Raw genomic sequence first — 13,641 nt, forward strand, 5'->3', positions numbered from 1 at the left:
AATTCAATTATACTTTTTGTTTTGTTTTATATACGTAAGCCAGAATTTCAGCCAAGACTTTAAAAAATTCTTCCGGCACAGCCTGGTCAATTTCTACCTGATCATATAACGCACGGGCAAGCGGTCTGTTTTCGACCATCATGACATCATGCTCTTTCGCAATTTTCCTGATATTTAACGCGAGGTGGTCAACACCTTTTGCAACGATATAAGGAGCGTCCATTTTTTCTTCGTTATATTTCAGGGCAATCGCATAGTGAGTCGGGTTTGTGATAATGACATCTGCTTTAGGAACTTCCTGCATCATCCGCCTCATTGCCATTTCCCGCTGTCTTTGTTTAATTTTAGACTTGATAATCGGGTCTCCTTCAGACTTTTTGTACTCATCTTTTATATCCTGTTTTGACATTTTGATGTTTTTCTCATGGTCAAACTTTTGATATAAATAATCGAGACCAGCAAGAATCAACAAAGCCCCTGCACCGCTCAGCCCCATCCACAGGGTGAGTTTTGAAACAAAAGAAAGTGCCTCTTCGGGTGTCAGAAGCGGGAGCCGGAGAATTTCTCCATAATGCAGCCAAAGCACAGCGAAAGCAGAAAAACCGACTACAGTGATTTTCAAAATGGATTTAAGCAGTTCTACTATTGCCCGCATGCTGTAAATCCGTTTAAAGCCTTTAATCGGATCAAGTTTTTCAAGCTTAGGCTTTATGACCTCTGTAGAAAATAAGAAGCCCACCTGCATATAGTTGCTGACGACCCCTGCGACAAGAGCGACAAGCATAATCGGCGCAAGCACAAAAGCCGTATCCTTTAATAAGCTGATAAACAGCATATGCACATTTGATTCTGAAAGCTTCATTAAGAGCGACTTGGTATAAAATGTTTCTATAAATGACAGCAGTCTGTCCCTCATAAACGGCCCAATCGCAATGAGTGAAAGGAATATCACTAATAAAGAAACGGCAGTATTGACATCAGCACTTTTGGCAACCTGTCCTTTTTTTCGCGTATCCTGCCGTTTTTTTGGAGTGGCTTTTTCTGTTTTCTCTCCGGCAAAAAACTGCAGGTCAACTCTAAGCTTCATTAAGAAACACCGACCAATGCTAAAAGATTCCGCATCGTTTCAATCGTTAAACTGAAGACATTCCGCACAACGACGAAGATAACAGACATACACACAATGAGCATGATGAAACTGACAGCGATCTTTAAGGGCAGACCGACCACAAATACATTTAATTGCGGAACAGTTCGAGCCACAATGCCTAATGCTAAGTCAACCAGAAACAAACTGGCCACAACAGGTGCTGACATTTGAAAAGCAATAATAAACATCGCATTAAAGCTTTTGGCGATAAAATAAGCAAACTTCTCATCGCCGAAATTCGGAAATGCCTGATCAACTGAAATATACTGAAAGCTGTAATAAATACCGTCGAGCAGCAAATGATGGGCGTTGACACTGAGCATAAACAAAAGTGCCATCGTATAGATAAACTGGCCGATCAGCGGACTTTGTGCTCCGGTTTGCGGATCAATAACGTTCGCAATTGAAAAACCCATTTGAAAATCAATAAACGAGCCGGCAATTTGAACTGCGGCGATCATCATATAAGCGATTAATCCCAGACAGAGACCAACCAAAGCTTCTTTAAACGCCAGAAGCATATATTGCCCATCTATCTCCAAAGAGGGAGGTTTATCAATGGTGCTGAAACAAATGACCGCGAGAAAAAAAGCAAATCCAATTCGATGAACAGCTGGTACATTTCGGTGTCCGAATAGCGGAATCGTTACAAAAAAAGCAGAAATTCTAATAAAAACCAATAAAAAAGCAGGAAATAAATCAATAATCGAATTCATCTCTACATTACCCTGCAAAACGATTTAAATTAGAAAACAGCTCTGTTGTAAATGAAAGAATGGTAGACAGCATCCATGGGCCAAAAAAAATCAGGGCCAGAAGAACTGCCACGATTTTCGGAATAAACGCCAAAGTCTGTTCCTGTATTTGAGTTGTCGCCTGAAATATGCTGACGATTAAACCGACCAGTAAAGCAATAGCCAATAATGGCCCGCTGATCATCAGCGTTACGTATACGGCTTTTTCCGCCATAGAAATTACAAATTCTGAACTCACGTTTAGCACCTACCCTAAAAGCTCTGAAGCAAAGATTTCACAATTAAATACCAGCCGTCTACTAAAACAAAAAGTAATATTTTAAAGGGCAGAGAAATCATAACTGGAGGGAGCATCATCATTCCCATTGACATTAAGACGCTCGCTACGACCATATCTATAATTAAAAATGGGATAAAAATCATAAAACCTATTTGAAACGCTGTTTTGAGCTCCGATATGGCAAAAGCGGGAACCATTGTTGTTAGCGGGATATCCTTTAATGATTCGGGTTTATCCATTTTCGCGTAATTCATAAACAGCGCCAGATCCTTCTGCCTTGTGTGTTTACTCATAAATTCTTTAATTGGTTCCTCAGCTTTCGTATACGCTTCGTCCAAGCTGATTTTGTTGTCCATCAATGGCGTCAGCGCCTCTTTATTAATCTCTGAAAAAGTAGGAGCCATAATAAAAAACGTTAAAAACAGCGCCAGCCCGATCAGAACCTGGTTTGGCGGCATAGATTGTGTCGCCAGTGAAGTCCTGACAAATGATAGAACAATGACGATGCGAGTAAAACAAGTCATAAGAATCAATATTCCAGGCGCCACTGAAAATACAGTTAACAATAATAGTAATTTAACAGATGAACTTACGTTTTGCGGATCGCTTGAACTGAAAATATTTATAAACTCATTCATGATGACGTGGGCCTTTCTTTTTTCCTTCAGAACGGTTTTGTTTTAACTCTTCAAGCTGCTCTTTTAACGCTTTTGAAAATGAAGGCAGTTTTTGCTGCGATTGATGTTCAGAACCCTTAAGCGGCTTGACAATCTTTTGCCACTCTATTTTGCTTGACATTGCCTCTTCATGCTGGCTGAGAATAACCTCAATCTCTTTTTCATCCTCAATTTCTTTCAGCAGCTGGATCGTTTCTCCTACACCAACGACGAGCACATTTTTTCCGACTTTGATCAATTGGATGGATCTGTTTTGTCCGACCGATGTGCCGCCAATATTTTCAACATATTGAAAAGGCTTAAGGAGCCGATTTCTTTTGTTCATGAGCTTAACCAGCCCGTAAATCAGCATGACAACAAATAGTAAAGCGAAAATCATCTTCACGAAATCAAAAGCTGAGACAGAAGGAGCAGCAGCCCCCTCCGTCTCATCAGCAGTTTGTGTTGTTTTTTCTTCCTTTTGCTCTGACTTATCTGCAGTTTTTTCATCTTTCTTTTGAAACCATTCGTTTACAGTTGAATTATCAGAGTCTGCCGCGGCAGCTGCAATCGGATGTACACTGTATAGAACGAAAAAACAAATAAAAGCGATGAAATATTGACTCTTTTTCAACAGCCGTACACCCTTTAACTTAATGTTTTGTTGATTGCTTCAAGCACACGGTCTGCCTGGAAAGGTTTTACGATAAAATCCTTGGCGCCGGCCTGAATGGCATCAATAACCATTGATTGTTGTCCCATAGCAGAACACATAATGATTCTTGCCTGTGCATCAATTTGTTTAATTTCTTTTAATGCTGTTATACCATCCATTTCCGGCATCGTGATATCCATAGTAACAAGATCAGGAGAATGCTCTTTATATTTTTCTACTGCTTGTGCTCCATTTTCAGCTTCCGCTACTACTTCAAAACCGTTTTTCACCAAAATATCTTTAATCATCATTCGCATAAATGCTGCGTCATCTACAATTAAAATTCTGTGTGCCATAATCTATTTCTCTCCTTGTGTTTCGTTATTTTAAATTATTAATGCGCTCTGCTTGGCTTAAAATGTCAGTGACTCTTACTCCGAAGTTTTCTTCAATGACAACGACTTCGCCTTTGGCAACGATTCGCCGATTCACTAAAATATCTACCGGCTCACCGGCTAACTTATCAAGCTCAATAATACTTCCGGCAGAAAGCTCCAAAATCTCTTTTACGCTTCTCTTCGTTCTGCCAAGCTCAACAGTGATCGAAAGCGGAATATCCAAAAGCATATCCAAGTTGTTTATAGGGGCTTGAGAAGCCTCATTGGGATCAAACGCGGAAAATTCCACTGGCGAAACCTGAACTGGTGCTGCTTTTTTTGGTGTTCCCTGCCTTTTTGGCGGCTGTTGCTGTTGCTGCTGTTGCTGCTGTTGCTGCTGTTGCTGCTGTTGCTGCTGTTGCTGCTGTTGCTGCTGTTGCTGCTGCGGTTCCATATGCGGCTCTGGCGTCACAGGCGCTTTCGGCTGCTCATATGTAACATCAGGCTGCGGCGCTGTTTCTTCCTCTGCACTTTCTGTGTTCATCAGATTTGCAATTAAATCTTTTGCAAATGACAGCGGGTACAGCTGCATAATACTGGAATCTATTAAATCTCCCACCTTTAAGTTGAAAGACACTTTCACCAGCATTTCATCATCAGGTATGCGGTCTGTTCCCTTTTCTTCAGTAACATCGAGCAATTCAACCCGAGGCGGTGAAATATCAATTTTTTTGCTGAATACAGTAGACATTGACGTGGCTGCCGATCCCATCATTTGGTTCATCGCTTCTTGAACCGCACTTAAATGAATTTCACCCAGTGAAGGGTCCGCGCCTTTTCCGTCTCCCCCCATCATTAAGTCAGCGATAATCGCCGCGTCATTTTGTTCCACGACCAGCAGGTTGCTGCCGCTAAAGCCCTCCGTATAATTCACTTCAATCGCTACGTACGGTTCAGGAAACGCATCGCTGATTTTACTTTTAGGAATGACAGCTACACTCGGAGTCGTAATATCGACCTTTTGATTTAAAAGCGTTGACAGGGCTGTCGCAGAACTGCCGAATGAAATATTTCCGATTTCACCGATCGCATCACGCTCCATGTCCGATAAGTCATGTACTTCCGGAACCTCTGGCTCATCCGGCGTACCGCCAGTGCCGTTAAGAAGCGCGTCAATCTCATCTTGAGATAATCTATTATTCTCCATCTTGTTCACCTCTTATGTCGTGATCTAAAATTTGCACTGCCTGTTTTCGATTCACCCGGCCGGCTTGTCCTAAAAATTTCGGCTTATCTCCGACCAATACAGTAAGAGGATCCGTGACTGATTTGTCCAAAGTTATGCAGTCTCCGACTTCTAAACTTAAAAACTCTTCTATTGTCAGTTCAGATGTGCCAAGCTCGGCCACGACAGGTATTTGTGCTGTCATGATACGTTTTTCAAGCGACTTTGTTTCCTCAGGCTTCGGCTCATTTCTATCTGATTGCATCCAATAGTGGACCGAAAGCTTCGGTATGAGCGGCTCGAGGACAATATGCGGGATACAAAGATTAATAACACCGCTGATTTCACCGATTTGGGTATTGAGCGAGATGACCACGACCGTTTCATTAGGAGATACCATTTGAACGAATTGCGGATTCACTTCAAACTCAGTCATTTCCGGTTCAATATCAGCAATTGACTGCCAAGCTTCTTTATAATTTCCCAGTGCATTTTCAAATAAATTAGAAATGATTTTTGTTTCAATTTCTGTCAAGCTGTCAACCTTATTATGACTGATTCCAATACCGCCCATTACCCGATCCATCATCGTATAAGCAATTGTCGGATTAACCTCCATCATAATTCTGCCTTCCATCGGATGGACATCAAACAGATTAAGAATCGTCATGTTCGGTATTGACCTGATAAATTCCTCATACGGGACCTGGTCAACTGAGCTGACAGATATGTGAATATAGGTTCTGAGCTGAGCAGAAAAGTGAGTCGTTAGAAGTCTTGCAAAATTGTCATGAATTCTCGTTAAACTGCGGATCTGATCCTTAGAAAACCGCAGCGCACGTTTGAAATCATAAACCTTCACTTTCTTCTCTTTTTCTTCTTTTTTCAGCTCTTCAGCGTCCATTTCACCAGTTGATATTGCAGAAAGCAGTGCATCTATTTCATTTTGGGAGAGAACTTCTCCTGACATTTTCCTCACCTCCGTATTCTGTCAAATGATTGTTTATTGCAGATTAAAGGAGGTAATATACACTTTTTCTACTTTTCCTTCTTGGAGGTAGCTATTTATTTTATCTTTTAGTTCCTTCTTAAAGGCTTCTTTTCCCTTGTCTCCCTCAATCGCATTAGCATTCGTATCGGCCAGCAGTGATATTACAGCATCCTTCACTTGAAAATCACGTTTTTCAAGTTCTTCTTTTGATTTATCAGAGTCGGTCTCAAGTTTAATAGCAAGCCGGATAATGTTATCAGACTTTAAATTTGTTGTGATCTCTTCTACATCAACAGAAGATGCAACGATTTCATCAATGCTTTTTTCCGTTTCACTTTTTTCGGACTCACCGCCTAGTACAAAATAAGCCGCCGCCCCAAGAGCACCTATTACGATAAGAATAATTAGTAAAATGATCATTAAATTTTTCTTCATTCCGGTTCCTCTATTCCTTGATCCATTGAAAATATTTGTATTTTTCGGTAGAAAGTTGCGATCTTTTCCAGAACAGCTTCTTCATCTTCTTTTACTACAAACTTCTTACCATTTGAAAGAGTAATTGTAGTATCCGGAAAGCATTCAATCTGTTCAATAAACAGCGCATTCAGTGTAAAGGGCTGCCCATTCAAACGGGTTACTTTAATCATAAAACAGCGGAGAAGCGATTATCGCCTCCCCTCCCTCCTTAACGTTTAAGGTTAACCAGTTCTTGAAGGATTTCATCTGATGTTGTAATAATTTTTGAGTTTGATTGGAATCCGCGCTGGGCAACAATCATTTCAGTAAATTCGTCAGTTAAATCAACGTTAGACATTTCGAGAAACCCTGATTTAAGGGAACCTGTACCGCCGTCACCAGGCTGGTTGGCTGCACTTGCCGCTCCAGAGTTTAAAGATTCACGGTATAAGTTGTTGCCGATTTTATCTAAACCGTCGCTGTTTGCAAAAGTAACAACCCCGATTTGTCCGCCGTCTTGTGTTTGGCCGCCTGCATCAACGATTGATACGTTACCATCAGAGCCAATACTGAAGCTTTGTGCATCAAGAGGGATCTGAATCGTTCCCCCAGTCATATTTAACACATGGTAGCCATCACCGGTAACAAGTGTTCCAGTATTATCTAAATAGAAGTTTCCTGCACGTGTATAAACTGTTCCATCACCTGAATCAATTTGAAAGTACCCGTCACCGTCAATCGCTAAATCAAGTGTTCTTCCTGTGCTTTGTGTTGCGCTTGTTGAATGAATTGTATCAATTGTGCCAGATGATGAACCTAAACCGATCTGCTTAGAGTTCGTACCTCCAATTGCTCCTCCAGCCGCAGAACCGCCGGCAATCGTTTGGCTTACCATATCTTTAAAGGTAACACGGCTCTTTTTGAATCCTACTGTATTCACGTTGGCAATGTTGTTGCCGATAACGTCAAGCTTTGTTTGAAAATTTTTCATACCGCTGATTCCAGAATAAAGTGAACGTAACATAATGTATTCCCCCAGATTTTTTTATTTAGAAGACTGTGCGACATTCAACACATTAGACGGGCTGACTTCAGTACCATCATTAAGAACGAGATAATATTTTCCTTTTGACTGTTTTACTGAGTTTACTGTGCCTGTTTTTTCTGTTGCACCTCCGTCAGCAGTCCAAGAAACTTCTTTGCCCATCCAATCAAGGTACGTTGTAAACGGATCTTGTTTTTCGACGAATTGAGCCATTGTGGTATTTAAATTCACCATTTGCTCCAAGCTTGAAAAAGTCGCCATTTGGCTGATAAATTCTTTGTCATCAACCGGGTTGAGCGGATCTTGGTTCTGGACTTGGGCCATTAATATTTTTAAGAACTCATCTTTCCCCAAGCTGCTATTGTTAGTTGACACGGTGCTTGTTTTTTCAGGCAGTTTATATTCTGAACTGATAGATGTCATTCTTCTTCCTCCATTTCAACCATCGACAGTTCATCGAGCAGATCGCCGAAATCATTTGATGCCTTTTTCTGTCTTTGCTGTTTCTGCCCCTCTTGCTGCTGTCTCTGTTCATCAGCAAGCTGGCCGTATATCGGCTGATCCCCGCTTTGAACCGGGAGAGTAAAACGGTCAATTTGGACGGCCATATTCGGCAGTGATTGCTTCAGCTGAGGAAGATGCTGTTCTAGCAGTTCTTTTGCTGATTGACTCGATGCAATAATTTTACTCTGAAACATCCCATTTTCATTTGTCAGCTTGATTGTGACAAATCCTAAATGTTCAGGATTCAGCCGAATGGTGAAACTTCCCGTTGATCTGCCGAATGGTGTATATTTCATCTGCTTCCACGCATTGATAACTTGATCAGCCGCCGTTTTTGTCTCGACAGTCGGTAAATCAGATGAGAGCTGCTGCAGATCGAGTGGTTGAACTGCCCCAGTGTTCCTGTACCCTGAAAAAAGCATTTGGAGTCCTGATTTACTATCTACGGGCTGAATACTTCCAGAAGCATCCGACGCGCTTTTGCTGAATGAATTCTGTGAAAGCGGTGTGAGGACACGCTTTCCAAAGTCTTGCGATGATTCGGATGATTTCGATAACAAGAAAGCTTTCAGCTGGCTTTCAGCTAAATTCCATTCTTTAGTCCCTTTTTGAGGAAGCATAGACATTTGCTCCATTAAACTTTGAAAACTTTTCAGCTCTGACGCTGTCATCGAATAAAGTTTTGAACCCGACTCATCTTTAGTGAATATTTGCTGTTTAAGATCCTGAATGAGCTGTTGAGATACGCCCTTTTTTTCTAACGCAGAAAGAAATTGTTCTCCATTCTGGTAAATGACATGAGCTTCATTGCCATTCCCGCGTTCAGTCAGCTTATTCCCTTCTAGCAGTTGGCTAATGAACATTTGAATAAGGGCAAGTTCTTTATCATCCTCAGATACTTCATTATCCTGATTCGATTGCTCTGTATCAACATTCATTTCTCCATTACTGTCAGCAGCAGGATCATTGTCAGCCAGAGCCGTTTTACCTTCTGAGGTCATTTTGTCTAATTCTGCGAGCAATTGATCCGTCCCGCTGGACGTTTTTGATTCAACTGCTTGCAACAGATTCTGCAACAATTGCTGAGACGTTTCATCCAGCTGTTTCCCTGTTAGTTTGCTTAATGTTTGCAGAAGTTCCGCTTTATGTTTGTCTTGATCTTCAGGACTTGCTTTTAGCCAATCACTGATCTTTTTAAGGGCATCTGCTAGCTGGTCTCCGGAATTAGGAGCATCCTTCCCTTGTTCTGAGATTTCATTCAAGCCCGCCTCAGACATAAGCCAGTTTTGAAAAACTCCCTGGCTACTTTTCACGGTTTTAGCCGCAGTACCCGCTGTAGTTTGCAGCAAAGGTCCCGCCAATTCAAGCAGCTTCACCTTTAATTCCCCCTATTCTTGACTGGCAGCAATTTTTTCTGTATAGGTTGCCGCTTGCTCAGGAGTCATTTTCGCCAATATGTCGGCAAGCTGCTTTTTGCTTAGGCCATTCAATATTTTCAGCGCTTCCTGCTCATTTAATTGGGCAATAATTTTAGCAGCCTTTCCGCTGTCCATGCTCTTATATACACTGATCACTTTGTCATCCTCAGAAGAAGAATTCGAACCTGATGTTTCTTTAGTATGATCTTCTGATGACTTCTTTTGATCCTCCGCCGTCTTTTCAAGAGAACGAATCTTTTGGTTGAGCCTGTCGATTTCAGATTTACTCGTTTCTAAATCTTTATTCAATATACTGATTTCACTTTTTTGATCCTTAATGGTCTTTTCCAGAGCTGCCGTATTACTGCTATCCTTACTTGATGCTGTGTCTTTTTTATTTTCGGTTTCAGGAACCCATTCTTTAAGAATCGGCGTTTTTGCCGCAGCTTCCTGTATCGGCTTTAGGACATTGACACCAGCCGCCCAAAGAACAATCCCCCCTGCGATTAGAAGAAACATCAGCGGAAGGATAATGATAAGCAAAACCGAACGGAACTTACCTGATTCTTTCTTTTTGCCTGACATTACATTCGCCCCTAATGGCCTTGAATCATAAACTGCTTGATCGAAATGTCGTCCATTTCTTTCATCTCTGCAGCTTTGTCTTCAAGAGCAAACATTTTAAACTGTTTTTCACGCATTTTTTCAAACTTTTTCACTTCAATATTTTTCTCTGTCAAAATTTCTTGTTTTTGATTCATTTGATTTCGTTTCATAATGACAAGCTTTTGATAATGATAAATTGTGTTGTCAAGATTTGACACAAATTGCTGGTAATGCCTCATTTCTTGTACACTCATACCGCTTTTCAATTTCTCTTCCTTATTTTGTTCAAGCAATTCCTTTTTGCTCATATTCTCATATAATTTTTCAGCAACATTTTCAAATTCAGAAACTGATTGCTGATACTCAGATAAGGATTGATCTTTCTCATTTTCTTTTAGTTCCAGCAGCTTTTGGAATCTAAATTGATAGGCCACGTTTATTCCTCATTTCCTGTCAAACTAGTTAATGCAGCAATGCTCTCTTCCAATAATGCCGATTCGTCTGTTCCCTGTTTTAAAAATTGAATAAGCTGCGGATAAAATTGTATTGCTTCATCGATTTCTCTAGAGGATCCTCTTTTGTAAGCTCCGATATTAATGAGATCTTCCGAATTTTGATAAGTCGATAAAAGCTCACGGAATTTATTAGCTGCACTCAGGTGTTGCCTAGTCGATATGTTAGACATCACCCTGCTGATGCTTTTTAGTACATTAACTGCAGGAAACTGGCCTTTATTGGCAAGCGCCCTGTCCAACACGATATGTCCGTCTAAAATCCCGCGAACAGTGTCAGCAATCGGCTCATTCATGTCATCACCATCTACCAATACTGTGTAAAACGCCGTAATGGTTCCGTGCTCATTTGCACCGGTTCGTTCTAATAAACGTGGTAAAATAGCGAACACAGAAGGTGTATAACCCTTTGTTGTCGGCGGCTCGCCGGCAGCCAGTCCAATCTCACGCTGGGCCATTGCCACCCTTGTGACTGAATCCATCATAAACATGACATTTTGGCCTTTATCACGGAAATACTCGGCAATTGCCGTTGCTGTATATGCCGCTTTTAATCTCATTAATGCCGGCTGATCTGAGGTGGCAACGACTACAATCGATCGTTTCAGCCCCTCTTTCCCAAGATCTTTTTCAATAAATTCCCGAACCTCTCGCCCGCGTTCCCCGACAAGTGCAATGACATTTAAGTCAGCCTCTGTCTGCTTGGCGATCATCCCCATTAATGTGCTTTTTCCGACACCGCTCCCTGCAAAAATACCAATTCGCTGGCCTTTACCGACTGTCAGCAAGCTGTCAATCGACCTGACTCCGACACCCATCTTTTCTCGAATAGGCGGCCGTTTCATCGGATTGGGCGGTGATTGCTCTGTCGATACAGGCGAAAGCCCTTTCGGCAGAAGTTTTCCATCAAGCGGCTCGCCAAAAGCATCGATGACTTGTCCGATCAGTCCGGCTCCGACTTTAACCCGAAGAGATTCACCAGTGGCTTCTACAATACTGCCGGGCGCAATGCTTGCAGCCTCTAAATAAGGCATAAGCAAAATATTCTCTTCCTGGAAGCCGACAACCTCAGCTTTAATGACTGTACCTGATTGCCCTTTTGCGTAAATCAGGCACACGTCTCCAATTGAGCTTGCAGGCCCTTTTGATTCAATCATCAGGCCGATCACCCGTTTGACTTTTCCATACCGTTTATACGAGTCCGTCATTTCAATACAATCTATCAGACTCTGTGTCTTCATTCAGCTGCACCCGCTTCCAGCGCTGTCAGAAGTTTATCTTTCAATTGCATTAATTGAGTGTCAACACTCGCATCTACTCTGCCAAAAGGAGTTTCTATATAACATGATCCTTTTTGAGCTTTTTCATCAGCATATATGCCAAGCCGGCATTCTTTATAAAGAAGCTGCATGATTTCATCTTTTTGCTGAAAAACAGTCTCATAGTAATACGGATCCACATATATTGATATATCGTCATATTCCCTTACTTCGTTTACGACCTGTTTCACAAGCAGGAGAAATGCCTCTTTATCATCAGATTTTTGCCGCCACACTTTTCCAGCTAGTGCAACGGCAAGCTCGACGATTTCTTCTGAAGCGTCTTCAATCTTATCCTCAACAGCTTTTCTGGACATTTCAGTTATGCTGTTCGCTTGGCCGATCAGCTCGGCATACTGTTCAAGCGCTTCAGTTCTGCCCAATGCCATACCTTGTTCAAAGCCCTCGGCTTTTGCTTCCTCGATCAGCTTCTGTTTTTCAGCCGCCCAATCATTTTTTTCCTGTTCAATTTGACGGCGAATATTTTCTATATGGCTGTTGGCCTGCTTAGAAATCCGGTCAGCTTCCTCTTTCACCCGCGCCATAAGCGCTTCTGGGTTCTCTTCAGCCTGCAAAAGGTGAGAATGATCAATGTGCACCTCTTGTATAGAGAGTTTTCTTTTATCCTTTTGTGGAGAAAAAGATGATTCTTGTTTAATGATATTAGACAATAATATCGTCCCCTCCGCCTCTTGCTATCACAATTTCACCGGCTTCTTCAAGCTTTCTGACGATGCTTACAATTCTAGACTGAGCTTCTTCTACATCTTTCAAGCGTACAGGTCCCATAAATTCCATTTCTTCTTTGAAGGTTTCAACCATGCGCTGTGACATATTGTTGAATACAATTTCTTTGACTTCTTCGCTTGCAACCTTTAATGAAAGGAGCAGATCGTCGTTTTCAACATCGCGGATGACCCTCTGAATTGCGCGGTTATCAAGTGTAACAATATCTTCGAAGACAAACATCCGCTTTTTAATTTCTTCAGCAAGATCGGGATCCTGAATTTCCAATGAATCCAAGATCGTCTTCTCTGTTCCTCTGTCTACCCCGTTTAACACTTCCACAACGGCTTCAATTCCGCCTGTTTGTGTATAATCCTGAGTAAATGCAGAAGATAATTTTTGTTCCAGAATCCGTTCTACCTCATTAATAATTTCAGGTGACGTTCTGTCCATAACTGCGATTCTTCTGGCGACCTCAGCCTGTACTTCGGGATTCAGCTCGGATAAAATTTGCCCGGATTGAACAGGGTCTAAATAAGACAAAATTAAAGCCATCGTCTGAGGATGCTCTTGTTGTATAAAATTTAAAATTTGTTCAGGCTCCGCTTTTCTGGCAAAATCAAATGGTTTAACCTGCAAAGAAGAAGTCAGCCTGTTTAGAATGTTTTCCGCCTTATTCTCTCCAAGCGCCTTCTCAAGAACTTGTCTCGCATAGCTTAGGCCGCCTTGAGAAATATAATCTTGCGCAATGGCTATATTATGAAATTCTTCTATAATTTCATCCTTTTTTTGATGATCGACACTTCGAACCCCTGATATCTCCAGGGTAAGCCTTTCAATTTCTTCATCGGTTAAGTGCTTATATACAGAAGCTGACACATCTAACCCCAAGGAAATCATGAGAATGGCTGCTTTTTGTTTTCCTGTAAGCTTATCTTGATCACGTCTCGCCATTTCTAATTCCTC

The 13,641-nt window shown here is 41.5% G+C and carries 18 protein-coding genes; all 18 read right to left on the reverse strand.

Going from position 1 to position 13,641, the window contains the following annotated elements; translation table 11 throughout:
- Positions 1–7 precede the first annotated feature (7 nt).
- The 18 genes from flhB to fliG are packed head-to-tail and all read right to left on the reverse strand — an operon-like array spanning position 8 to position 13,629.
- Complete coding sequence (gene flhB, locus V6D44_RS01090; protein WP_202327677.1) at positions 8–1,087, reverse strand: flagellar biosynthesis protein FlhB; 1,080 nt, start codon at positions 1,085–1,087, stop codon at positions 8–10.
- The gene (gene fliR / locus V6D44_RS01095; protein WP_003238525.1) at positions 1,087–1,866 is read right to left on the reverse strand and encodes a flagellar biosynthetic protein FliR; all 780 of its coding nucleotides are present in this window, start codon (positions 1,864–1,866) and stop codon (positions 1,087–1,089) included. The genes flhB and fliR overlap by 1 nt, the downstream gene beginning before the upstream one ends.
- A 7-nt stretch (positions 1,867–1,873) precedes the next feature.
- Positions 1,874–2,143: a flagellar biosynthesis protein FliQ gene (gene fliQ / locus V6D44_RS01100; protein WP_003220888.1), complete on the reverse strand. Its 270-nt coding sequence runs from the start codon at positions 2,141–2,143 to the stop codon at positions 1,874–1,876.
- A 14-nt stretch (positions 2,144–2,157) separates the two neighbouring features.
- Positions 2,158–2,823 (reverse strand): flagellar type III secretion system pore protein FliP, encoded by a 666-nt coding sequence (gene fliP / locus V6D44_RS01105; RefSeq protein ID WP_087991608.1) that lies wholly within the window; start codon positions 2,821–2,823, stop codon positions 2,158–2,160.
- The gene (gene fliZ, locus V6D44_RS01110; protein WP_087991607.1) at positions 2,816–3,475 is read right to left on the reverse strand and encodes a flagella biosynthesis regulatory protein FliZ; all 660 of its coding nucleotides are present in this window, start codon (positions 3,473–3,475) and stop codon (positions 2,816–2,818) included. Before fliZ ends, fliP begins: the two co-directional genes overlap by 8 nt.
- Positions 3,476–3,489: 14 nt before the next feature.
- The gene (gene cheY / locus V6D44_RS01115) at positions 3,490–3,852 is read right to left on the reverse strand and encodes a chemotaxis protein CheY (protein WP_014476812.1); all 363 of its coding nucleotides are present in this window, start codon (positions 3,850–3,852) and stop codon (positions 3,490–3,492) included.
- A gap of 25 nt (positions 3,853–3,877) precedes the next feature.
- On the reverse strand, positions 3,878–5,080 hold the full coding sequence (gene fliY / locus V6D44_RS01120; protein WP_333516229.1) for a flagellar motor switch phosphatase FliY: 1,203 nt from the start codon (positions 5,078–5,080) through the stop codon (positions 3,878–3,880).
- A complete protein-coding gene (gene fliM, locus V6D44_RS01125; protein ID WP_003220879.1) occupies positions 5,070–6,068 on the reverse strand; it encodes a flagellar motor switch protein FliM in 999 nt (332 codons plus the stop codon). The genes fliY and fliM overlap by 11 nt, the downstream gene beginning before the upstream one ends.
- Positions 6,069–6,101: 33 nt before the next feature.
- Positions 6,102–6,524, reverse strand: coding sequence for a flagellar basal body-associated protein FliL (gene fliL, locus V6D44_RS01130; RefSeq protein ID WP_087991604.1), 423 nt, complete (start codon positions 6,522–6,524; stop codon positions 6,102–6,104).
- Positions 6,521–6,736: a swarming motility protein SwrD gene (gene swrD, locus V6D44_RS01135; RefSeq protein ID WP_087991602.1), complete on the reverse strand. Its 216-nt coding sequence runs from the start codon at positions 6,734–6,736 to the stop codon at positions 6,521–6,523. The genes fliL and swrD overlap by 4 nt, the downstream gene beginning before the upstream one ends.
- 38 nt (positions 6,737–6,774) lie before the next feature.
- Positions 6,775–7,569 carry a flagellar basal body rod protein FlgG gene (gene flgG / locus V6D44_RS01140; protein ID WP_087991601.1) on the reverse strand — a complete coding sequence of 265 codons (795 nt, stop codon included), beginning with the start codon at positions 7,567–7,569 and terminating at the stop codon, positions 6,775–6,777.
- A 21-nt stretch (positions 7,570–7,590) separates the two neighbouring features.
- A complete protein-coding gene (gene flgD, locus V6D44_RS01145; protein WP_087991600.1) occupies positions 7,591–8,013 on the reverse strand; it encodes a flagellar hook assembly protein FlgD in 423 nt (140 codons plus the stop codon).
- Positions 8,010–9,470: a flagellar hook-length control protein FliK gene (locus V6D44_RS01150; protein ID WP_087991599.1), complete on the reverse strand. Its 1,461-nt coding sequence runs from the start codon at positions 9,468–9,470 to the stop codon at positions 8,010–8,012. The genes flgD and V6D44_RS01150 overlap by 4 nt, the downstream gene beginning before the upstream one ends.
- A 12-nt stretch (positions 9,471–9,482) precedes the next feature.
- Entirely contained in the window at positions 9,483–10,097 is a 615-nt protein-coding gene (locus tag V6D44_RS01155; protein ID WP_087991597.1) for a MotE family protein, read from the reverse strand.
- 11 nt (positions 10,098–10,108) lie between these two features.
- Positions 10,109–10,552: a flagellar export protein FliJ gene (gene fliJ, locus V6D44_RS01160; RefSeq protein ID WP_087991596.1), complete on the reverse strand. Its 444-nt coding sequence runs from the start codon at positions 10,550–10,552 to the stop codon at positions 10,109–10,111.
- Between the two features lie 2 nt (positions 10,553–10,554).
- Positions 10,555–11,871, reverse strand: a complete 1,317-nt coding sequence (gene fliI / locus V6D44_RS01165; protein WP_087991595.1) for a flagellar protein export ATPase FliI — start codon at positions 11,869–11,871, stop codon at positions 10,555–10,557.
- Entirely contained in the window at positions 11,868–12,620 is a 753-nt protein-coding gene (gene fliH, locus V6D44_RS01170; protein ID WP_087991594.1) for a flagellar assembly protein FliH, read from the reverse strand. The genes fliI and fliH overlap by 4 nt, the downstream gene beginning before the upstream one ends.
- Positions 12,613–13,629 (reverse strand): flagellar motor switch protein FliG, encoded by a 1,017-nt coding sequence (fliG, locus tag V6D44_RS01175; RefSeq protein ID WP_087991592.1) that lies wholly within the window; start codon positions 13,627–13,629, stop codon positions 12,613–12,615. Before fliG ends, fliH begins: the two co-directional genes overlap by 8 nt.
- Between the last annotated feature and the right edge of the window lie 12 nt (positions 13,630–13,641).

This window comes from Bacillus sp. 0209A, from assembly GCF_036765095.1.
In the GTDB taxonomy this organism is placed as follows: Bacteria; Bacillota; Bacilli; order Bacillales; family Bacillaceae; genus Bacillus; species Bacillus subtilis_G.

Bases quoted from the DNA above. Each gene is read 5' to 3' on its own strand.
- fliM (WP_003220879.1), bottom strand. From the start codon at position 6,068: ATGTCAGGAGAAGTTCTCTCCCAAAATGAAATAGATGCACTGCTTTCT.
- flhB (WP_202327677.1), bottom strand. From the start codon at position 1,087: ATGAAGCTTAGAGTTGACCTGCAGTTTTTTGCCGGAGAGAAAACAGAA.
- fliY (WP_333516229.1), bottom strand. From the start codon at position 5,080: ATGGAGAATAATAGATTATCTCAAGATGAGATTGACGCGCTTCTTAAC.
- fliG (WP_087991592.1), bottom strand. From the start codon at position 13,629: ATGGCGAGACGTGATCAAGATAAGCTTACAGGAAAACAAAAAGCAGCC.
- swrD (WP_087991602.1), bottom strand. From the start codon at position 6,736: ATGATTAAAGTAACCCGTTTGAATGGGCAGCCCTTTACACTGAATGCG.
- cheY (WP_014476812.1), bottom strand. From the start codon at position 3,852: ATGGCACACAGAATTTTAATTGTAGATGACGCAGCATTTATGCGAATG.
- fliR (WP_003238525.1), bottom strand. From the start codon at position 1,866: ATGAATTCGATTATTGATTTATTTCCTGCTTTTTTATTGGTTTTTATT.
- fliI (WP_087991595.1), bottom strand. From the start codon at position 11,871: ATGAAGACACAGAGTCTGATAGATTGTATTGAAATGACGGACTCGTAT.
- flgG (WP_087991601.1), bottom strand. From the start codon at position 7,569: ATGTTACGTTCACTTTATTCTGGAATCAGCGGTATGAAAAATTTTCAA.
- V6D44_RS01155 (WP_087991597.1), bottom strand. From the start codon at position 10,097: ATGTCAGGCAAAAAGAAAGAATCAGGTAAGTTCCGTTCGGTTTTGCTT.
- fliP (WP_087991608.1), bottom strand. From the start codon at position 2,823: ATGAATGAGTTTATAAATATTTTCAGTTCAAGCGATCCGCAAAACGTA.
- flgD (WP_087991600.1), bottom strand. From the start codon at position 8,013: ATGACATCTATCAGTTCAGAATATAAACTGCCTGAAAAAACAAGCACC.
- fliL (WP_087991604.1), bottom strand. From the start codon at position 6,524: ATGAAGAAAAATTTAATGATCATTTTACTAATTATTCTTATCGTAATA.